The organism is Klebsiella sp. Ech2A (assembly GCF_030078455.1).
In the GTDB taxonomy this organism is placed as follows: domain Bacteria; phylum Pseudomonadota; class Gammaproteobacteria; order Enterobacterales; family Enterobacteriaceae; genus Klebsiella; species Klebsiella terrigena.
The window spans coordinates 82744-102091 of sequence record NZ_JAQGFU010000004.1 but is presented as its reverse complement, the minus strand read 5'-3'; the positions used below and the strand labels follow the sequence as shown (position 1 = coordinate 102091).

The following is a 19348-nucleotide window of genomic DNA, read 5'->3' as shown; positions in this document are numbered from 1 at the left end:
ATCGCCGGTAGCGTAACCTTGCTCTCCTGAGCAGAGCTCAGCGCCGCCACGTGCGTCCCCTGCCGGCTGCGCAGCACATAGCCTTCCATCGCCAGCTGCTCCAGCGCCGCGTTAACCGTATTGCGCGACAAATTGAGCCAGCTGGCGATGGCGCGTGAGCCCGGCAGACGGCTGCCGCCTGCCAGAGTCCCCTGCAAAACAGCACCACGCAGCGCGTGGTACAGCGTCCGCTGCAGCGTCTCATCGCCCCTGTCGCGCAGGGCATGTTCCAGTAAAGTGAAAAAGGCATCGTCAGGGATATTCATTGCGGCTCCTCGTGGCACCATGAAAATATAATTCACTGGCACTTTTTATGGAACCAGTAAGGCCTTAGTCTCAGCGCATACCTCCATACAAGGAAAGCAAAATGAGTCAGCTTAACCACTTCGGTCAACCCGTTGGCGATGCCCTGCCCGACTGGCAGCCGCGTCCCGCTCCGCAGCGGCAGACCCTGCAAGGACGCCTCTGTTATCTCGAGCCGCTGGCCGGAAAGCACGCTGAGGCGCTCTTCGCCGCCCATCAGCTGGCCCCGGATACGCGCAGCTGGACCTGGCTGCTGCGTGAACCCGATAGCAGCGTCAAAGAGTTTAGCGCATGGGTAGCCAGCGTAGCCGAGCTTAGCGACCCGCTTCATTTTGCGGTGATTGACCGCCAGACCCAACTGCCCGTCGGCTCACTGGCGCTGATGAGAATTGATACAAAGAATGGCGTTGTCGAGGTGGGGCACGTGCATTTTTCGCCACTGCTTAGCCGAACGGCAATGGCTACCGAAGCGCACTGGCTGCTGATGCGCTACGCGTTTGATACCCTCGGCTATCGCCGCTACGAATGGAAATGCAACAGTCTGAACGAGCCTTCGCGCCGGGCGGCGCGGCGGCTAGGTTTTCACTATGAGGGGCGCTTTCGTCAGGCGCTGGTGATAAAGGGCCACAACCGGGATACCGACTGGTTTTCGATAATTGATACGGAGTGGCCGCAGATTGATAGCGCTATGCAGAGATGGCTGGCCAGCGACAATTTCAGCGCCGATGGCCAGCAGATCCGTACCCTTGAGAGCCTTCGCCCTCAGGCAGGCTAGCGCCTTTTTTTCCGCCCCTGCACGGCCTTAAAGCGGGGGTTGCTTTTGCAGATGACGTACAGCCGCCCTTTGCGTTTGACTATCTGGCAGTCCGGATGGCGCTGTTTGGCGCTGCGTAAAGAATTAAGCACCTGCATTATTCGCTCCTTTTCGCATCAATAAAGCTGCCGAAACGCTTGCGGAAACGAGCTGTGCTCCCTTCACTGGAGAAGGTTTTCTGCTTACCGGTGTAGTACGGGTGCGATTTGGAGGAGACGTCAATCGCCACGTACGGATAGGTCACCCCTTCCAGATCGATCTCACGCTCGGTTTTTATCGTCGAACCCACTTTAAAATATTCATTAGCGCTGGTGTCGTGAAACACAACGGTGCGGTAATGCGGATGAATATTCGCTTTCATGATGACCCCATCAGATATGTTATAACATAACAATAAGGTTACGCCGGTAGACAACAAAGATCAACCATGAACAGCAAAGGGATTTAGGCGGCGGGCTGAGACGCCCGTCCGCTGGCTATCAGGAATTCAGCTGATGGGCAAGCGCGCGTAGCTGCTCGGCAATGGCCTGCAGGTTCTTCCCCTGCTCCATTTTGGGCCCGGTGGAGTGACGCACCACCAGCCGCGCCGGAAGGATGGAGGAGGTGTTCAGCTTTTCGCTATCGCCGCTGTCCAGAATGCGGCGCACGGCCTCTTTCCCCTGTAAATCGAGATCCAGTGAAACGGTGGTTAGCGCCGGATAGAAGAAAGAGCTTTCATAGGTATCGTCATAGCCAATGACCGACTTCTCACCGGGGATCGGCACCTGATGCTGATGGAAAGCGCTCAGTACCCCCAGCGCCATCTGGTCGTTGCCGACCAGCACCGCGCTAAATTTCGGCGTCTCGCGCAGCATCTGTAAAGCCCCGGCGTAGCCGCTTTGCGCATCCCAGTTGCCGCGGATCACCGTTACCGGCTGCAGGCCATAGCCCTCCAGGGTTTCAAGCCAGCTTTTCAGCCTCAGCCTGGCCGATACGGAGCTTTCCGGGCCGGCCAGCAGCGCAATTTCACGGTGGCCCATCTCATAAAGATATTTCACGCTCGCACGGGTGCCATCGGCCGGGTTAAACGAAACGTTAAACACCGAGCTGTAGGGATCAACGTCTAAAAACAAACATACAATGTCGTCATTATCAGCGGCGATTTTCTGCGCCTGCTCGGTATCCAGAGGGACGTTAATGATCACCTTGTCTACCAGCTGAGACTTCAGCTCATTGATTGAATCCTGGATACTTTGGTTGACGCTCTCATCAATCATTGAGATCAGCACCTGATACCCTTCAACGTTAGCGTAGCGTTTCACCGCCGCCGCCACCTGCGAAGGCGCGTGCAGCGCGAGCGAAATGGTCACCAGGCCGACGGTCCGACTTTGCTTACCCACCAGCTGCTGAGCCAGGCGATTTGGCACGTAGCGCAGCAGCTCAATAGATTTCTCCACCTTGTGACGCGTGGCTTCGGATACATTGGCAGATTTATTCAGTACCCTGGACACCGTCTGATAAGAGACCCCCGCATGGCGAGCGACATCTTCTAAGGTTGCACTTTTAGACTTCATGGTCCGGTTCCTTATGTTGTTATCCCTGAATTGTAACAGGGGCTATTTGAAAAAACGCTCCCCGCGACGTTTCCCGGCGAAAAACTGTCAATAAAAGTATTACGCTCACAATACATCAAATTGTGAATGGACTCACCGACCGTAACAAAATATGCGTTTTTATTTGCAGTTAGTCACACTATCGCGATCGTTCATTTGCCTGAGTTTACGTTTAGGCATTTTATGACATCGTTAATGTGAACGTAATACAAAACAATAAGAGGATAGACATGAACACTACGCTGCGCACTCTTTCTGCTGCGTTAACCGCCGCGCTGATTTCACCCTCCGTAATCGCAGCCACCGCTACGGTTCCGGGTATCGATTTTCATGGTTATATGCGCGCCGGGGTTGGGGTCTCCGGTGATGGAAGTCTCGCCGAATGGCAAAAGAATAAGATTGGCCGCCTGGGCAACGAATCCGATACCTACGGCGAGCTGGAGCTCGGCTCGGAAGTTTATAAAAAGGACGACGTCAGCTTCTACCTTGATAGCATGGTCAGCATGGTGTCAGACGGATCCAACGATAACGAAACCACGCTTAACGACGACGCGCAGTTTGGCCTGCGCCAGCTCAACCTGCAGATTAAAGGCCTGGTCCCGGGCGACCCGAACGCGGTGATATGGGGCGGTAAACGCTATTACCAGCGCCACGATCTGCACATCATTGATACCAAATACTGGAACATTTCCGGCTCCGGTGCCGGGCTCGAAAACTACACCCTGGGCCCGGGCGCGGTCTCGTTCGCATGGATCCGCGGCGACGCTAACGACGTCGACTACCGCGTCGATGGCGACAGCAACGTCAATATTAACTATCTCGATCTGCGCTACGCCGGCTGGAAGCCGTGGTCCGGCTCGTGGACCGAATTCGGTATCGACTACGCCATGCCGAACACCACCAAAAAGCAGGATAGCTACGGCGGACTCTACGATGCTGAAAACGGCGTCATGCTGACCGGTGAGATAAGCCAGGATATGCTGGGCGGTTATAACAAGCTGGTGCTGCAGTACGCCAATAAAGGGCTGGCGCAAAATATGGTCTCCCAGGGCGGCGGCTGGTACGACATGTGGAACTACGTCAACGACGCCAGCGGCTATCGCGTTATCAATACCGGCCTGATCCCGATTACCGAGAAGTTCTCCATTAACCACGTTCTGACCTGGGGTTCCGCCGACGACATCACCGACTACACCAATAAAACGCGGCTGCTTTCCCTCGTCGCCCGCGGACAGTATCAGTTTACGGAGTACGTACGGCTGATCGGCGAGGTGGGCGGGTTCTACCAGAAAGATAGCTACAAGAACAATACCGACTACAAGCAGGCGGGCGAGAAGTACACCATTGCGCTAGGCCTCGCCGACGGTCCTGACTTTATGTCGCGCCCGGAGCTGCGTATTTTTGCCTCCTATCTGAATGATTCAGAACACGGCAAGCCGTTTGAAGATCAGACTGCCAGCAACACGTGGAACTTTGGTGTCCAGGTAGAAGCCTGGTGGTAATAAATATCGCGTAATATTGTTTTATCTCCAGCTGTAAGGTTGTTAATTACCCTCCGGTAATGAGTATTGCCATTGCTATTTTAATATCCTGAATAATTCGGGTCGCGGGACGGCGGCAGGCATGAAAGCGTTTTTTAACGACAGCAGCTGCCCACCTACGGCGTGAAATATGCGGCGTATATCAGGGATAACTCACCGTTGAGTTATCCCTTTTTTATTTAACGACGGGCGGTAAAATGGCCGTCTAATAATTGACGCAGGGCATCCGACTGCTTGCCAAAAATAGCATGCACCTGCTGCCCAAGAATAATAACGCCCAACGCCCCCAGCTGCTGCAAAGCCTGAGAGTCAACGACCGCCAGATTATTTACCGTGACCCGCAGGCGGGTAATACAGGCGTCAACGTTAACAATATTCTCCTCGCCGCCAAAGGCGGAAATGAGGGACTGAACCTGCTGCTTTTCCACATCGCTTAGCGGAACCGTCGGGCGGGGCTGGGAGAAATAGTGCAGGAAGGATTTTAAACTCACCATAATACGCTCCAGATGATAACAGATAAAAAAAAGCCTGCTCGCGAGAGCAGGCATGGGCAGAGAGGAATTACGCTTTGCGGCTGAGGATACGGCAATCCCAGGCGCTCAGGCTCAGAGGCGCATCGGCCGCGGCGCCGGAGAGGCAGTCGCGATAGCCCTGCGGGAGCGTCACGCTATGCTGCTGGGCGCTGTAGTTTTGCAGGAACACAAAGGTCGTTTCACCGTCGGTACGCGCCGTTGCTACGACGCCCGGCGGGAAATCAGCGTCGACGGCCCGCGGCAGCGCCAGCTCTTTGCTTATCGAGGCGAAGAAATCGCGCTGGAAGGCCAGGTCGTTGCGCGACGCCACGTGCCAGGCCTTGCCTTTGCCAAAGCGGTTAACGGTCACCGCCGGCCGCCCGGCGTAGAAATCATCCCGATAGGTCGCCAGCGGCTGCGCGCCCTCAGCATGGATCAGCTCGCAGAGGTGGCGCACCTGATAAGGGCCCTGCAGGCCGCTCTCATTGCCCGCCAGCCCCTGAACCAGATTACGTTCGCCCTCATTCAGGCAGTCAATCTCCTCCGCCCAAATACCCAGCAGGTTGCGCAGCGGGCCCGGGAAGCCGCCGAGATGGCAAAGATCGCTCTCGTTTACAATCCCAGTCCAGTAGGTGGTCACCAGATGACCGCCGCCGGCAACGAACGCTTCAGCGCGCTCGGCAAAACCGTCGCGAACCATATAGAGCATCGGCGCAATCACCAGCCGATAGGGGCTTAAATCGACATCGGCATCGATGATATCCACCGCGATGCCCTGCTCCCAGAACGGCCGGTAGTGCTCGTTAACGGTATTTTCATACTCCATACCCATATTGCGCGGCCCCTGGGCATCGTCCAACGCCCAGCGGTTTTGCTGATCGAAGATAATCGCCACTTTGGCATCGATGCGGCAGCCCACCACCTCCGGCAGCTGGCTCAGCATCTCACCCAGCCGGGTCACTTCCCGGCCAACGCGGGTATCAAGGTGCCCGACGTGATCGATAATGGCGCCGTGGAATTTCTCCACCGAACCCCGGCTCTTACGCCACTGGAAGTACTGCACCGAATCCGCGCCGTGGGCCACAGCCTGCATGGAGGAGAGAATGTGCATGCCCGGCTTTTTCAGCTTGCTGGTCGGCTGCCAGTTGGTTGCGCTCGGCGTCGACTCCATCAGCACAAACGGCTTACCGCCCTTCAGGCTACGCATCATGTCGTGATACATCGCGGTGTAGCAGGCCAGCGTCGTCTCATCCTTGTCGCGATGCCACATCGGGTAGCTATCCCAGGAGATGAAATCGAGGGTTTTTGCCAGCTGCCAGTAGTCGTAATCGTAGAAATATTCCATAAAGTTTGTGGTCACCGGCAGGTCGGGATTTGCCGCTTTCAGCGGAGCAACTTCATGGCGACAAAAATCGCTAACCTGAGCGGTGTTAAAGCGGTGCCAGTCGAGGTTGAGGCCGTGGATGGAGACCTCACCCTGCGGGGACGGAGATTCAATCTGTGACCAGTCGCTATAGGTGTGGCTCCAGAAGGTGCTCCACCAGGCATGGTTGAGATTATCCAGCGTCTCATAGCGCGCCTTCAGCCAGTCGCGGAAGCGCTGCTGGCAGATATCGCAGTGGCACTCGCCGCCGTATTCGTTGGAGATATGCCAGCCCAGCACCGCCGGATGCCGTGAATAGCGCTCCGCCAGCAGGCTGTTTATTTTGAAGATTTTTTCCCGGTATACCGGCGAGCTCATGCAATGGTTGTGCCGCCCGCCGTGCAGCGCCGGCACGCGGTCGCGCCCCACGCGCAGCACCTGCGGATAGGCCTGCGACATCCAGGCCGGACGCGCCCCGCTCGGAGTGGCAAGAAATACGTGAATGCCGGCGGCATAGAGCTTATCCAGAATGCTATCCAGCCAGCCAAACTCAAATACGCCTTCCCGAGGTTCAAGTTTGGCCCAGCTGAAAATACCCACCGACATGACGTTGCAGTTTGCCTGCTGCATCATGGCAATATCCTGGTCGATAATATCGGGATAGTTTTCCCACTGTTCCGGGTTGTAGTCCGCACCATGCAATAGTGCATTAACCTTCGGGCTCAAAGGCGCAAATTTTTTCATAATAAACATCCTGAAGTTTAACATTCATATATTCCCTGAATAATTTGAGCATCGGCCGACGGGCAATTAATCCGATAGCGGGGTAGCCAAATGCCGCCGGCGCCTGCGAAGCTCAATACGTCTCGGGGATATTAATTAAAGACTTTCATCGACGGTAATACTTTACCCTGGCAATCAAACAGCGCCTGGTTTTCGCGGGCATTTCCCTGCTTCCACTCATCATGGATATATTTCATTCCCGCCGGCGTGGCCCAGGTATTTCCCGGCACGGCAATCCACGTGGGCTCCCAATAAAATATGCCCTTGCCGCGATGGTCGGGAACATCGGCAACGGCCTGCATTAAATCGTGAACGTAATTATATTGTCCCTGCACCGTTGCCGGATAGCCGCCGTCTTTTTCCTCTTTGGCCTGGAAACTATTTTCGGCATTGTCGCAATTCTCCAGGGTATAGGCGTAAGCGGCCTCTACCACGATCACGTCTTTGTTATAGCGCCTGCTGATATCGTCCATATTGGCCTTCAGCGCGCTAATCGGGCCATTCCAGTAGGTGTACATCGACAGGCCAATGATGTCGTACGGCACGTTGCGCTTGCTGATTTCGTCAAACCACCAGCGGAAGGTATCGTTTTTGGTGCCTTCAGCCAGATGGAGCATGATTTTGACCTGCTCGCCGCTCTTCAGATTCTCCTTCAGGCCATCGATGGCGGCGTTCAGCAGGCCGGCCAGGCGGTCAAACTCGCCGCCGCCCTGCCCCCAGCTTTTGCCTTCCGGCCACAGCATACCGCCGTTAATTTCATTGCCAATCTGCACCATATCCGGCAGCACGCCCTCCTGCTTAAAGCGGGCGATGGTATCGCGGGTATAGTCGTGGATAGTGGTTTTCAGCTGCGGATAATCCATCTTTTCCCAGGCTTTCGGCTTGAACTGCTTGCCCGGGTCGGTCCAGAAATCGCTGTAGTGGAAGTCGAGCAGCAGCTTCATGCCCTGCGCTTTTGCCCGCTTAGCCAGCGCCAGCGTTGCCGCCAGATCGTTATCGCCGCCGCCGTAGGCCTGGCCCTGCGCATCTTTCGGGTCAACCCACAGCCGCAGGCGCACGTAGTTAACGCCGTCGGCCTTGAGGATCGCGATGGGGTCCTGCAGCTGGTTGCTGTGGTTATAAAACTTTGCCCCGTGCTTTTCGGCATCCAGCAGGGTGGAAATATCCGCGCCTTTGATAAAGTCGGCGGGCATATTGTTAAAAGAGCGCGTTTGCAGCGTATCGGCAGCATGCAAACTGGCGGAAAAACTGCATGCCAGACAAACAGCAAGCAGCGCGGGCGTTAATCTTTTCATGGGGTTATCCTTTTGTACTGCCAGAGGTCAGGCCGGAAACAAAGTATTTTTGTAATGCCAGATAGAGAATCGCTACCGGTACCGCAATCAGCACCGCGCCCGCCGCATAGGTGGTATAGCTGGCGCCCATTTTCTGCGCCACCAGGTTATACAGGCCGATGGGCAGCGTGTATTTGTCCGGCGTGCGCAGGATAGTGCTCGATAAAATGAAGTCCCCCAGCGGACCGGTGAACGAAAACAGCGCGACCACCGCCAGAATCGGCTTCGACAACGGCATGATGATTTCAAAAAAGATCCGCAGGCTGCTGGCGCCGTCCATGCGCGCCGACTCGTCCAGATCTTTGGGGATCGCGTCGAGGTAGCCCTTCATCAGCCAGCTGTTCATCGGGATCATGCCGCCAACGTAGATCAGCACCAGCGCCAGATGGCTGTTGATCAGGCCCAGCAGCTGCGAGAGGACAAAGATCGCAATCAGCGCCGAAAACTGGGGGATCATCTGCAGCAGCAGAAACAGCATCAGCCCGTTCTGCCGCCCTTTAAAACGAAAGCGGGAGAAGGCGTAGGCGGTGAAGCTGACGCTGATGAGGGTCAGCGCCATGGTCATGAAGCTGATCTTCATCGAGTTCCAGTACCACGTCAGATAGTTCACGTTACCGTTGAACAGATCGGCGTAGTGCTGGAAGGAGAGATTCTCCGGAATAATCGAGGTGCTGAGCAGGCTGTTGCCGGCGTTCAGCGACGCCCCAACCGTCCAGACCAGCGGATAGATAATGATCGCCGACACCGCGGCGATAACCAGCCAGGTGAGCGACAGGCGAATCCACTTTTCGCGTTTAATACTGGGTGATTTAGCCATGTTGCTTCCCTTACGCCATCTCGTCATTTTTAAAGGATTTAGTGGCGCGGAACTGCCACAGCGCCAGGCCGACAACAAAAATCGACAGCAGGATGGTGATGGTCGCCGCAATGGCATATTGCGAAGACGACATCGTCAGCTTGTAGATCCACGACACCAGGATATCCGTCCCGCCGGCGTTCGACCCCGCCACCGCAGGCCCGCCGTTGTTGAACAGGTAAATGATGTTGAAGTTGTTAAAGTTGAAGGTGTACTGGGTGATGATGATCGGCGCAATCGAGTAGAGCACCAGCGGCAGCGTAATCGTCCGCAGACGGGTCCAGGCGCTGGCGCCATCCATCGTTGCCGCCTCATACAGATCGTCGGGGATCGCCTGCAGCACGCCGGTGGTCATGGCGAATACGAACGGGAAGCCCAGCCAGGTCTGCATCATAATCAGCGCGGTTTTCGTCCAGAACGGGTCGGTCAGCCACGCCTTCGGGCTGATGCCAAAGAAGGAGAGGATCGCGTTGTTAATCACCCCGAACGAGTCGTTAAACATTCCCGCAAACACCAGAATGGTGACGAAGCCCGGCACCGCCCACGGCAGGATGAAAATGGTGCGGATCATCGGCTTGAAGCGCAGATCTTTCTGGTTGACGAGGATCGCCAGCAGAACGCCCACGGTACACTGCAGGGTGGTCGCCAGCAGGGTCCAGACCACCGTCCACTGCAGGACGTCAAAGAACGTCGAGCGCCAGATAGAGAGGGTAAAGATATTAATAAAGTTCTTTAATCCCACCCAGTCCACCAGCTTCGCCGGCGGCGTGTGGTAGAGGTTGTAGTTGGTAAACGCAATCGCGAAACCGAACAAAATCGGGAAGATCACGACAAATACCAGCAGAATAAAGCCGGGGGTAATCATCAGATACGGGAAGCCGTCTTTGAGCAGCATCTGGTACTGTTTGCGCACGCTGTTGAGCGCCACGCCCTCATCGCGCTTTTTGCCGTTGACCCAGGCGTCACGCAGCGAGAGAGAGTAAACCAGCACGCCGAAAGCGACGATCAGCACGCTGATTATCCCCTCTGCCAGCAGGAAAATAGAGTTGTCTCGCGGCACCTCTTCACCGAGGGTGTACAGTCCCCACAGCCCCTGATGCAGGAAGTCGTAAAAAACGCTCATAAAACTGCTCAGCAGCACGAGGAAAACCAGCCCCTTCAGCCACTGACGATGATAAAACTGGCCAAAACCCGGCACCACAGCCAGCAGCAGGCCGCACCATGCATGGCGTCCCGCGCCGCGCGCTGCGGCAATATTTTCGCTGGGATTGATAATCACACACGACTCCTTCTGAAAACGGGAGGTTCCCCGCCCGTTCTGTTACAGCGATACCCTGGATCGTTCGCGCTGCGTTACAGCGCGAATCAACGTCGCCAACCTACGCGTCGCCTGCAGAGTGGCGAACATCGCAATTATTGGTTGCTGGCCTGCATCGCTTCAATTTGCATTTTGATCTGTTTTTCCGCGTTATCGAGCGCCGCCTGCGGCGCCTGCTTGCCGGTCAGACTCAGCTCCAGCGCGGCGTTAGCCGGCCCCCAAACCTCGCCCATCTCCGGGATCCCCGGCATCGCCGTCGCGCGTGCCGACTGCACCGCCACCGCGCTGGCCTTCTCATCATTTTTGATTAACGGGTCGTCAATCATCGCCTTCAGCGCCGGGATTTCACCGGTGGCGACGTAGCGGGCCTTGGCGTACTGCGGCTGATTGATAAACTCAATAAACTGCTGCGCCAGCGCTTTGTCTTTGCTCCAGGTCGACACCACGTAGCCTTTCACGCCGAGGAAAGAGCTCATTGGCTTACCGTCCGGCAGCGTCGGCAGCGGTACGACGCCGTAGTTGATCCCCGCCGCTTCGTACGGCTGGAAGGCCCACGGGCCGTTGATCACCGCCGCCGCTTTTTTCTCGGTAAACAGCGAGTCAATCGCGTTCAGGCCGTTATCGCCAAGGATCCCCGCCGGGAAGACGTTATCGCTGTAGAATTTTTTCAGGAAGGTCACCGCCTCGACGGCCCCCGGTTTATTCAAACCGACGTCCTGCGGGTTAAAGCCGCCGTTGGCGTTTTTGCCAAAGATATAGCCGCCCATCGGGCCAATCGCCCCCCAGCTGTAGTAAATCTGGTCAAACTTCGCCAGCAGGCCGTATTTGTTCTGCGCACGCTGCGCCTTCGAGAAGTCATACCACGCCTGCAGGCTATCCAGCGGCTTGTCGATCAGGTCTTTGTTATAGATCAGCACCAGGGTTTCTACGGCTTTCGGCACGCCGTAGAGCACATTATCGAGGCGGAAAGCGCCGATCGATGCCGGCGTAAACGCCTCTTGTTTCGCCTGCTCCAGCTTCAGCGGCGACAGTAGCCCCTGAACCACCGCTCCGCCCAGCTGGTCGTTGGGGATAACCAGTACGTCAGGGCCAATACCCGCCGGGCCATCGAGACGCAGCTTTTCCAGCTGCTGCGCGTAGGGCATTTCCTGCACGCTGACCTTCACGTCATACTGTTTTTCAAAATCGCTCACTGCGGCTTTGATGCCGTCGGATTTTTTGATGTCTTCCCAGACGTTAAGCTGGCCGGCGGCCTGCGCCTGCAGGCTAACCAGCTGTCCGGCAGCCAGCGTCGTGAGGATAAGTGCGGCAAGAGTGTTCTTTTTCATTATCAACCTCATGTGAAGGTATAACAATTTATTGGTTTTTATTAAGCCATTCGACGTTTGTCGATGTTTACATCAGGCACTTTACGGTGATTTATAACGCTAAAATCCGATTTTCGTGATTTGTTATACGCTACGCTTTGAAGGCGGATAAAACCATATAAAGCTGCCAGTTGTGTGATCGTGATTGCAGAAATGAAACATCGGTGTAGGGCACAAAAATACTGGAAGTTATAGTCATAGCATGATTTCAGTGCTGTTGATCATCGGTCAGACGAGTTGTTACACGTAATACAAAAACCCGCTGCAACCCTAATCCCAACGGCAAATAACGATTACTAACCCCGGGGAACGTTGATGTCCAATATACGACTGAGGAATGTCACCAAACGGTTTGGCAGTACCGTGACGCTGCATCAGGTTAATCTTGATATCGAAGATGGTGAATTTGCGGTTTTCGTTGGGCCTTCCGGCTGCGGAAAGTCAACCCTGCTGCGGATGATTGCCGGTCTTGAAGAGGTCAGCGAGGGTGAGGTGCTGATTGGCGATGAGGTGATGAATGACGTTGTTCCCGCCCACCGCGGCGTGGCGATGGTATTCCAGTCCTATGCGCTCTATCCGCATATGACGGTCGCGGAAAATATGGGCTACGGCCTGAAGGTCAATAAGGTGCCGAAAGACGAGATCCGTCGTCAGGTTGAAATGGTGGCGAAAACCCTGCAGCTCTCGCATCTGCTGGACCGCAAGCCCAAACAGCTCTCCGGCGGCCAGCGCCAGCGCGTGGCGATCGGCCGCGCCATCGTGCGCAATCCGCGGGTGTTCATGTTCGATGAACCGCTCTCTAACCTCGACGCCGAGCTGCGCGTCGAGATGCGCCTGCATATCGCCAAACTGCACCATGAGCTCAAAACTACGATGGTGTATGTCACCCACGATCAGGTTGAGGCCATGACCCTTGCCGATAAGATCGTGGTGATGAACTACGGCAAGGTTGAGCAGATGGGCTCGCCGATGTCGCTGTACTACAACCCGGTCAATAAATTCGTTGCCGGGTTTATCGGCTCGCCGAAGATGAACTTCCTGCCCGCAACGGTCACCGCATGGCAGCCGGGCCAGCTCAGCGTGAAGATGGCGCAGGATCATCACCTGACGCTGAATATCACCACCGCCCCGGTACGGCCCGGCGATAGCGTCACGTTAGGGATCCGCCCTGAGCATCTGTCGACCGACGTTCGCAGCGGGACGGTCGTCGGCTTCCAGTGTGAAGTCGTTGAACGACTGGGGAACAACACCTATCTGTTCGGCCAGTGCTACGGTCACGATAATGTCAAAATCCTGCTCCCCGGCGACGTGCACTTCCGGCCGTGGCAGAAAATCGACGTCGCCTTCGACGATAGCTTCTGCATGGTCTTTGATGAAAATAACCTGCGCATCAGCGCCGATATTGCCGCTCCGGACGCCCACTAGTCTTCATGATGCGCAACATCTCGCTGTCACGATCGGCGATTAAGCTGTTACCGGATGCTGAACGCTAGCGCGAAAGGCATTCCGGCCCTCGTTTTCTCCGCGCGCTCAACGCCTTGAACGCAGCGGATCGTCCATCTTAGCCCGAACCGGCGGTATCTGCCGGTTCGGGCATTTTTTACATCCAATAATAATTCACCGACGCCACGACCTTTTTACGCTATCGGGTATACTCAGCGAACCCCCTCTGACATAAGGATATTCTCATGACAACCCGACACCTGGTGAGTCTGGTTACGGGGGTGCTGATTCTCGCCATTATTTTGCCCACCGGGCTGAGCATCTGGCTGGCGACGAGTCAGGCAAAAACGCAGTTTTATAGCGAACTGGATAACTACTCCAAACGCGTTTTAACGCGGGTGCAGCAGGTTGCCGATCAGGCGAAAGAGGCGCTGCAGGAAGCGGAGGCTATTCCCTACGCCTCGTGTAGCCCGCAGCATTTACAGGCGATGCGGCGGATTGCCTATACCCATCGCTACGTGCAGGAAGTGCTGTGGCTGCATGATTCAGTCCCCCAGTGCTCTTCCCTTGAAGACCGCAGCGCGCCCGTCAAATTTCCCGAGCCCGATAGCATCACCTCCGACGGCTACCGCGCCTGGCTGACAACCCTCAACGATCTCGGCATGCAGCGGCGGATGACGGCCCTGGGCAGCGATAACCATATGGTGATGATAGATCCCGCATCGTTTATCGACGTCGTCCAGCTGAGTCCGGATGAGATCCACACCGTTCTGTTTGGCACCCGGCGCGAACAGGCGATCGTCAGTAGCGAAAAGATCGATCCGCTTATCTGGGAGAAAATAAAAAATCAGAGTGTCAAAACGCTGACCCTCGACGATACCGTTTTCCGCATTCACCGCATCCCGGAGCTGGGCCTCGGGATTGCGACCTGGTCTTCGACCCTGCCGCTGCAGGAGCGATGGCGGCATCTGCTGCTGCTGTGGGTGCCCATCGGCCTGTTTACCAGCCTGCTGGCCTCATTTTTAATTCTGCGGCTGCTGCGTCGACTGCGCTCGCCGCGCTATGGGATGCTGGATGCCCTGAACTCCAACGCCATCGAGGTCTACTATCAGCCGATTGTTTCGCTGCAGAGTGGCAAAATCGCGGGGGCGGAAGCGCTGGCGCGCTGGAAGCAGCCCGACGGCGGCTTTCTGTCGCCGGATATTTTTATCCCGCTCGCCGAGCAAACCGGGCTGATGACCCGCTTAACCGAAGATATCGTCCGAACCATTTTTGCCGACCTCGGCCCCTGGCTTCAGCGGCGGCCGGAGGTCCATATTTCGATTAATCTGTCTGTAGATGATTTACGCTCGCCAAAGCTGCCGATGCTTCTGCGCGAACAGCTTCAGCACTGGAATATCGCCGCGCAGCAGATCATTCTGGAGATTACCGAGCGCGGCTTCGTTGACCCGCAAACCACTCTACCGGTGATCGCCAGCTACCGTCAGGCAGGGCACCGCATCTCCATCGATGATTTCGGCACCGGCTACTCCAGCCTGAGCTATCTGCAGCGGCTGGACGTCGATACCCTGAAAATTGATAAATCCTTTGTTGATACGCTGGAGTATAAACCGCTGACGCCGCACATCATCGAGATGGCAAAGGCGCTCGATCTGGCGACGGTTGCGGAAGGCGTGGAAACCGAGCGCCAGCGCGACTGGCTGCGCGATCACGGCGTGATATACGCCCAGGGCTGGCTGTACAGCAAAGCGCTGCCGAAAGAGGAATTTATTCTGTGGGCGGAAAATAACCTGAAGGGAACGTGAACGCCGCCGGCTGTCGATGGCTAGCACCATCCCCGAAACCGACGGGCCGGCGGGGATGGCGCTGCGGCAGATTATTCATCGAGAAGCGGCGCAAAGCCGCCAAAGATCATGCGCTGGCCGTCAAAGGGCATCCCCTCTCCCAGCGCCTTCATCCGCGGGTCCGTCATCAGTTTTGCGTTGGCGCTATCCCTCGCCTCTTTCGACGGATATTCGATCCAGCTGAATACCACCTCTTCATCGTCCTCGGCTTTTACCGCCATCCGAAAGTCGGTGTACTTGCCTTGCGGCACGTCGTCCGCCCAGCACTCCACAACGCGCAGCGCGCCAAACTTTCTGAACAGTGACGCGGCCTTCGCTGCCATCTCGCGGTATGCCTCCTTATTTTCCGCAGGCACGGCAACGACAAAACCATCAACGTACTTCATGAGCATTATCTCCGAAGTGAACAGCGCAGCCGGCGAACCCGGCCGCATCTGCAGCGTTAAGTTTAGTTCTCATCACCGAAGACGGCATAAAATCAGGATGCGGCTTCGCGGCCGTCGGCAACGGGCTGCGCAGCGACGGGCTGGCGGAACCAGGGCAAACAGAGCTGAATAAGCGGCCCGATAGTCAGCGCATACAGCACGGTGCCGACGCCAAAGGTGCCGCCGGCCATCCAGCCAATCAGCAGTACCGATACTTCGATGGCGGTGCGGATCCCGCGCAGCGACCAGCCGGTACGGGCATGGAGTCCGGTCATCAGACCGTCGCGCGGCCCGGGGCCGAAGCCGGCGCCAATATACATACCGGTTGCCAGGGCGTTGAGGACCACCGCGCCGACCAGCAGCAGGCTGCGCGCCACCATCGATTCAAGCGGCGGCAAAACGGCCAGGGTCGCATTTGCCGCCAGGCCCAGCACGATCACATTGCTGATGGTGCCCAGCCCGGGCGTCTGGCGCAGGGGGATCCACAGCAGCAGGACCGCCGCGCCGGTCAGGATCATGACCGTGCCAAAATCCAGACCAAACTGTTTACCCATGCCGAGATGAAAAACATCCCACGGGTCGGCTCCGAGATTGGCGTGCACAAAGAGCGCGGTCGACACGCCGTACAGAACGAGGCCGATATAGAGCTGCAGTAGACGACGTAACATTTTTTACCTCTGGATGATTGCGGACCTCTCCATCATCGGCAAAAATGGATTGATAATTAATGGCCAGTTTTATAAAAGTGGATCGCTATGGCTTCTCGTCGATTTGGTACGCAATCTTTGGTGCGCCTGCTGGGAAACTGGCAGGAGTCCGCCTCCCGCACTCCGCTCTGGCGCCAGCTGGCAGAAGCCCTGAGGCTGCTGATCCTTGACGGCCGCCTGACGCTGGAAACGCGCCTGCCCGGCGAGCGCGAGCTGGCGACGGCGCTGAGCGTTAGCCGCACGACCATCGCCAGCGCGCTCGGCCAGCTGCGGGAAGAGGGGTATCTTTACAGCCGCCAGGGCAGCGGCTCGCGCATCGCCCTGCCCCAGCGCCAGGCTGGAACGGTGGAACAGGCCGCCAGCGCCACGTCGGTGAACCTGGCCACCGCCGCCCTCAGCGCCGGTCCGGAAATCCATCAGGCCTACCATCACGCGCTGGGCGCGATGCCTCAGCATCTGACCAGCACCGGCTACGATCAGCAGGGGCTGGCGACGCTGCGCGAGGCGATAGCGCGCCGCTACTGCGAGCGCGGTTTAGCGACCCAGGCTGATGAAGTGATGATTGTTAACGGCGCGCTTAGCGGCCTGGCGCTGGTGCTGCGCTTAATGACCGGACCCGGCGACCGCGTGGTGGTCGATGCCCCAACCTATCCCATGGCGATCAGCGCGATTCAGGGAGCCTCCTGCCGGCCGGTTGGCGTGGCGCTGCCCGCCCAGGGCTGGGACTGCGACGGCCTGGCGGCAACCATTGCGCAAACCGCCCCGCGCCTGGCCTGGCTGATGCCGGACTTTCACAATCCCACCGGCCGCTGCATGGATAGCGCCACCCGCCAGCGGGTGGCTGATATTGCGGCCCATACGCGCACAACGCTGGTGGTCGATGAGACAATGGTTGATTTATGGTACAACGCCCCGCCGCCTCCGCCGCTGGCGGCCTTCAATCCCGAGGCGCCGGTTATCACCATCGGCTCCGCCGGCAAGAGCTTCTGGGGCGGGCTGCGCATTGGCTGGATCCGCGCGTCGTCCCGAACCATCGCCTCACTCGTCCAGGCCCGCGACTCCCTTGACCTCGGATCGCCTCTGCTCGAACAGCTGGCCTGCTGCTGGCTGCTGGAAAACGAAAAACAGCTGCTGCCGCCGCGTCGGGCAATGCTGGCCGCCCGCCGGGATATGTGCGGTAAATTAATGGCTGAATATTTTCCCCACTGGCACTTTACGCCGCCGGAGGGCGGGCTCTCTTTTTGGGTTGAACTACCGGGGATGCTGGCGACGATACTTTCCGCGCGGGCAGAAAGCCGCGGTATTCATATCGGGACCGGGACGCGCTTTGGCCTCGCAGGGGCTTTCGATCGCTATCTGCGGCTGCCGTTTACGCTGGAGGATGAGGCGCTGCGCAGCGCCTTCACTACGCTACAGCCGCTGTGGCATAGTCTTGCACAGCAGAGTGAAAATACGCGGGCGCGGAAAATAATATAATAAAATATCGACGGGCTGGGTTCAGCCCGTCAAAAATCATCGTCCATGACGGATATGAGATGTTTTTATAAAATTGCAGTTCATCTTGTCATTGCAATATGTCAGCGGAATGACAAAATCAACCGCATTTCATTAATGCTGGCGCGGAATGGGAAAACTTTTTAACGAGATAATAAAACCATCGTCATCTTTTTTTATTTTTGCCCCGGTTTCACACCAGTCGGAAGCAATGCGAAAGAACTCATCGCTGCCGATATTCCAGTTCAGGCGAACGTGCTTTACATACCCTGAACGTAACATGTCGCAGGCTTCGCTGTAGCTGCTGGCTGTAGAGAGTTGTTGTTTCATTTTCTCTTCTTCAGAATCTTTCTTAACGCTTTGATTTCTTTAGGGGTTAATGGGGTCGCTTCCTCTTCGGTATGCTGGCTGTCAATATCCTCTTCCGAAACCCCCGCCTCGTCCGCTGAATCCGCTATTTGAAAAGCGAGCAGCAGCAGTTTCTCCGTCGCAGTACCCAGATTTTCGTTATTTACTTCCGCATAGTGACGCAGCTTCTCTTTTAATTCTGCATCAATTTTTACGTTCAAAACCACTGTGGTCATAGTCACGCTTCCCGTGCAATAAATTCATCATAATTAATACACGAAGTTAACATGTTGATCCAGACATATATTTACGGCTTGTAATCTGGCAACAAATTCCCACTGCTAATCTGCCAGTTATTTATGACGAACGTATGACGGATATATTTCATTATTATTTCAAAATTATGACAGCTCATTTTCTGGGTAGCAGAAGAGTCGACTTTGCGCAAAAAAATAAATTCTTTGCCGCTGCCGGGCGGCTAGCGCGGCGCGAGCCTCACTCACTGCCGGCAGCTGTCGTATTGGGGTCCATCTCGCGCGCCAGCGCCGTTAGCGCTTTTTTATTACTAATCGCATAGCCGGTATTGAGTTTGAGCAATATTCCCTGAGCGCACAGCTGCGCAATCACGTACAGCAGGTGGCGATAGGTTACGCCAAGATACTCCGCGACCTGAGTATGCTTTTCTTTGTAGTGCGCATCGTGCTCGGTCAGCAAAATAAAAGCCGCCAGGCGATTGAGCAGCGGGTAGGCCTGATTACGCGTCGACGTAACAATATTGCGGTGATTCTTGCCAACCAGCCCGAGGCAGACGTTGCGCAGAAATAACGTATCGTTGAGCAGCGCGCTGCGTAAGGTTTTGACCGGCAATGCCAGACACCAGCACTCTTCAATAGCCTGCACCGCCCGAGAGGGATGCTGCTCATCTAACACTTCTATTTCCCCTATAAAACAGGGGGCGCTAAAGAAATCGACCAGGGATATTCGGCCATTGGCTAACGTGACGTAAAGTTTGGTCCGACCGCGCACCAAATAAAAAAGAAAGGTCGGTAACGTGCCCTCCCGCACAATGTAGTCTCCGGCCTGGGCATGGAGTAAATGTGTGTTGCGGATCACATCCATTGAAAATTTATCGGCATAGCCAGACTCCTTTATTAATTGATTTTTAAAGGATTCATTCTGTACTTCTTTCATCTGTCGCCTGCCTATATGAGATTTCTCATGCCTGCAATATTTTGCCGCTGATAAGGTGAAAACGTCAACCCTAC

Annotated in this window: 20 protein-coding genes; 5 read left to right on the top strand and 15 right to left on the bottom strand. The window is 56.2% G+C overall.

Going from position 1 to position 19348, the window contains the following annotated elements; all coding sequences use genetic code 11:
- Positions 1 to 305 (bottom strand): winged helix-turn-helix domain-containing protein (locus PFH44_RS02295; RefSeq protein ID WP_283824186.1); only part of this gene is annotated, 305 nt, incomplete at its 3' end.
- A 101-nt stretch (positions 306 to 406) separates the two neighbouring features.
- Here PFH44_RS02295 and PFH44_RS02290 point away from each other — a divergent pair.
- On the top strand, positions 407 to 1117 hold the full coding sequence (locus PFH44_RS02290; protein WP_283824185.1) for a GNAT family N-acetyltransferase: 711 nt from the start codon (positions 407 to 409) through the stop codon (positions 1115 to 1117).
- On the opposite strand, the gene ykgO is transcribed toward PFH44_RS02290, so the two are convergent.
- From ykgO to PFH44_RS02275, 3 genes are all read right to left on the bottom strand, one after another.
- On the bottom strand, positions 1114 to 1254 hold the full coding sequence (gene ykgO / locus PFH44_RS02285; protein ID WP_003859006.1) for a type B 50S ribosomal protein L36: 141 nt from the start codon (positions 1252 to 1254) through the stop codon (positions 1114 to 1116). The two genes, PFH44_RS02290 and ykgO, sit on opposite strands and share 4 nt — an antisense overlap.
- Positions 1254 to 1517, bottom strand: a complete 264-nt coding sequence (locus PFH44_RS02280) for a type B 50S ribosomal protein L31 (protein WP_045854244.1) — start codon at positions 1515 to 1517, stop codon at positions 1254 to 1256. Before PFH44_RS02280 ends, ykgO begins: the two co-directional genes overlap by 1 nt.
- 118 nt (positions 1518 to 1635) lie before the next feature.
- Positions 1636 to 2709, bottom strand: a complete 1074-nt coding sequence (locus PFH44_RS02275; protein ID WP_041144349.1) for a LacI family DNA-binding transcriptional regulator — start codon at positions 2707 to 2709, stop codon at positions 1636 to 1638.
- A gap of 269 nt (positions 2710 to 2978) precedes the next feature.
- Between PFH44_RS02275 and PFH44_RS02270 the strand changes: the two genes are divergently transcribed.
- A complete protein-coding gene (locus PFH44_RS02270) occupies positions 2979 to 4250 on the top strand; it encodes a maltoporin (RefSeq protein WP_045854243.1) in 1272 nt (423 codons plus the stop codon).
- A gap of 218 nt (positions 4251 to 4468) precedes the next feature.
- Here the strand turns inward: PFH44_RS02270 and PFH44_RS02265 are convergent, their stop codons facing one another.
- The 6 genes from PFH44_RS02265 to PFH44_RS02240 all read right to left on the bottom strand — a co-directional run bounded on the left by PFH44_RS02265 (position 4469) and on the right by PFH44_RS02240 (position 11783).
- Positions 4469 to 4783 carry a glucose PTS transporter subunit EIIB gene (locus PFH44_RS02265; protein WP_283824184.1) on the bottom strand — a complete coding sequence of 105 codons (315 nt, stop codon included), beginning with the start codon at positions 4781 to 4783 and terminating at the stop codon, positions 4469 to 4471.
- Positions 4784 to 4850: 67 nt separating this feature from the next.
- On the bottom strand, positions 4851 to 6908 hold the full coding sequence (locus PFH44_RS02260; protein ID WP_283824183.1) for a beta-galactosidase: 2058 nt from the start codon (positions 6906 to 6908) through the stop codon (positions 4851 to 4853).
- A 131-nt stretch (positions 6909 to 7039) separates the two neighbouring features.
- On the bottom strand, positions 7040 to 8242 hold the full coding sequence (locus PFH44_RS02255) for a glycoside hydrolase family 53 protein (protein WP_283824182.1): 1203 nt from the start codon (positions 8240 to 8242) through the stop codon (positions 7040 to 7042).
- A 4-nt stretch (positions 8243 to 8246) separates the two neighbouring features.
- The gene (locus PFH44_RS02250; protein WP_283824181.1) at positions 8247 to 9098 is read right to left on the bottom strand and encodes a sugar ABC transporter permease; all 852 of its coding nucleotides are present in this window, start codon (positions 9096 to 9098) and stop codon (positions 8247 to 8249) included.
- Positions 9099 to 9108: 10 nt separating this feature from the next.
- Positions 9109 to 10416, bottom strand: coding sequence for a carbohydrate ABC transporter permease (locus PFH44_RS02245; RefSeq protein WP_045854241.1), 1308 nt, complete (start codon positions 10414 to 10416; stop codon positions 9109 to 9111).
- Between the two features lie 134 nt (positions 10417 to 10550).
- On the bottom strand, positions 10551 to 11783 hold the full coding sequence (locus tag PFH44_RS02240) for an extracellular solute-binding protein (protein ID WP_041144343.1): 1233 nt from the start codon (positions 11781 to 11783) through the stop codon (positions 10551 to 10553).
- A gap of 354 nt (positions 11784 to 12137) precedes the next feature.
- On the opposite strand from PFH44_RS02240, the gene PFH44_RS02235 reads away from it, so the two are divergent.
- Both PFH44_RS02235 and PFH44_RS02230 read left to right on the top strand, forming a co-directional pair.
- Complete coding sequence (locus tag PFH44_RS02235) at positions 12138 to 13247, top strand: ABC transporter ATP-binding protein (protein WP_045854240.1); 1110 nt, start codon at positions 12138 to 12140, stop codon at positions 13245 to 13247.
- Between the two features lie 263 nt (positions 13248 to 13510).
- Positions 13511 to 15070 (top strand): EAL domain-containing protein, encoded by a 1560-nt coding sequence (locus PFH44_RS02230; RefSeq protein ID WP_283824180.1) that lies wholly within the window; start codon positions 13511 to 13513, stop codon positions 15068 to 15070.
- A 71-nt stretch (positions 15071 to 15141) separates the two neighbouring features.
- On the opposite strand, the gene PFH44_RS02225 is transcribed toward PFH44_RS02230, so the two are convergent.
- Together PFH44_RS02225 and yczE are read right to left on the bottom strand one after the other, a co-directional pair.
- Entirely contained in the window at positions 15142 to 15495 is a 354-nt protein-coding gene (locus PFH44_RS02225) for a DUF1428 domain-containing protein (protein WP_283824179.1), read from the bottom strand.
- Positions 15496 to 15587: 92 nt separating this feature from the next.
- A complete protein-coding gene (yczE, locus tag PFH44_RS02220) occupies positions 15588 to 16202 on the bottom strand; it encodes a membrane protein YczE (protein ID WP_283824178.1) in 615 nt (204 codons plus the stop codon).
- A gap of 87 nt (positions 16203 to 16289) precedes the next feature.
- Here yczE and yczR point away from each other — a divergent pair, with 87 nt between their 5' ends.
- The gene (gene yczR / locus PFH44_RS02215; protein ID WP_283824177.1) at positions 16290 to 17717 is read left to right on the top strand and encodes a MocR-like transcription factor YczR; all 1428 of its coding nucleotides are present in this window, start codon (positions 16290 to 16292) and stop codon (positions 17715 to 17717) included.
- Between the two features lie 132 nt (positions 17718 to 17849).
- On the opposite strand, the gene PFH44_RS02210 is transcribed toward yczR, so the two are convergent.
- The 3 genes from PFH44_RS02210 to yeiL all read right to left on the bottom strand — a co-directional run bounded on the left by PFH44_RS02210 (position 17850) and on the right by yeiL (position 19274).
- Positions 17850 to 18065, bottom strand: a complete 216-nt coding sequence (locus tag PFH44_RS02210; protein ID WP_045854236.1) for a hypothetical protein — start codon at positions 18063 to 18065, stop codon at positions 17850 to 17852.
- Positions 18062 to 18319 (bottom strand): hypothetical protein, encoded by a 258-nt coding sequence (locus tag PFH44_RS02205; RefSeq protein ID WP_045854235.1) that lies wholly within the window; start codon positions 18317 to 18319, stop codon positions 18062 to 18064. Before PFH44_RS02205 ends, PFH44_RS02210 begins: the two co-directional genes overlap by 4 nt.
- A gap of 259 nt (positions 18320 to 18578) precedes the next feature.
- Positions 18579 to 19274 (bottom strand): transcriptional regulator YeiL, encoded by a 696-nt coding sequence (gene yeiL, locus PFH44_RS02200; protein ID WP_283824176.1) that lies wholly within the window; start codon positions 19272 to 19274, stop codon positions 18579 to 18581.
- Between the last annotated feature and the right edge of the window lie 74 nt (positions 19275 to 19348).

What these genes read in the sequence shown, in the direction of transcription:
- PFH44_RS02290 (WP_283824185.1), top strand. Translation starts at nt 407, where the DNA reads ATGAGTCAGCTTAACCACTTCGGTCAACCCGTTGGCGATGCCCTGCCC.
- ykgO (WP_003859006.1), bottom strand. Translation starts at nt 1,254, where the DNA reads ATGCAGGTGCTTAATTCTTTACGCAGCGCCAAACAGCGCCATCCGGAC.
- PFH44_RS02280 (WP_045854244.1), bottom strand. Translation starts at nt 1,517, where the DNA reads ATGAAAGCGAATATTCATCCGCATTACCGCACCGTTGTGTTTCACGAC.
- PFH44_RS02275 (WP_041144349.1), bottom strand. Translation starts at nt 2,709, where the DNA reads ATGAAGTCTAAAAGTGCAACCTTAGAAGATGTCGCTCGCCATGCGGGG.
- PFH44_RS02270 (WP_045854243.1), top strand. Translation starts at nt 2,979, where the DNA reads ATGAACACTACGCTGCGCACTCTTTCTGCTGCGTTAACCGCCGCGCTG.
- PFH44_RS02265 (WP_283824184.1), bottom strand. Translation starts at nt 4,783, where the DNA reads ATGGTGAGTTTAAAATCCTTCCTGCACTATTTCTCCCAGCCCCGCCCG.
- PFH44_RS02260 (WP_283824183.1), bottom strand. Translation starts at nt 6,908, where the DNA reads ATGAAAAAATTTGCGCCTTTGAGCCCGAAGGTTAATGCACTATTGCAT.
- PFH44_RS02255 (WP_283824182.1), bottom strand. Translation starts at nt 8,242, where the DNA reads ATGAAAAGATTAACGCCCGCGCTGCTTGCTGTTTGTCTGGCATGCAGT.
- PFH44_RS02250 (WP_283824181.1), bottom strand. Translation starts at nt 9,098, where the DNA reads ATGGCTAAATCACCCAGTATTAAACGCGAAAAGTGGATTCGCCTGTCG.
- PFH44_RS02240 (WP_041144343.1), bottom strand. Translation starts at nt 11,783, where the DNA reads ATGAAAAAGAACACTCTTGCCGCACTTATCCTCACGACGCTGGCTGCC.
- PFH44_RS02235 (WP_045854240.1), top strand. Translation starts at nt 12,138, where the DNA reads ATGTCCAATATACGACTGAGGAATGTCACCAAACGGTTTGGCAGTACC.
- PFH44_RS02230 (WP_283824180.1), top strand. Translation starts at nt 13,511, where the DNA reads ATGACAACCCGACACCTGGTGAGTCTGGTTACGGGGGTGCTGATTCTC.
- PFH44_RS02225 (WP_283824179.1), bottom strand. Translation starts at nt 15,495, where the DNA reads ATGAAGTACGTTGATGGTTTTGTCGTTGCCGTGCCTGCGGAAAATAAG.
- yczE (WP_283824178.1), bottom strand. Translation starts at nt 16,202, where the DNA reads ATGTTACGTCGTCTACTGCAGCTCTATATCGGCCTCGTTCTGTACGGC.
- yczR (WP_283824177.1), top strand. Translation starts at nt 16,290, where the DNA reads ATGGCTTCTCGTCGATTTGGTACGCAATCTTTGGTGCGCCTGCTGGGA.
- PFH44_RS02210 (WP_045854236.1), bottom strand. Translation starts at nt 18,065, where the DNA reads ATGAAACAACAACTCTCTACAGCCAGCAGCTACAGCGAAGCCTGCGAC.
- PFH44_RS02205 (WP_045854235.1), bottom strand. Translation starts at nt 18,319, where the DNA reads ATGACCACAGTGGTTTTGAACGTAAAAATTGATGCAGAATTAAAAGAG.
- yeiL (WP_283824176.1), bottom strand. Translation starts at nt 19,274, where the DNA reads ATGAAAGAAGTACAGAATGAATCCTTTAAAAATCAATTAATAAAGGAG.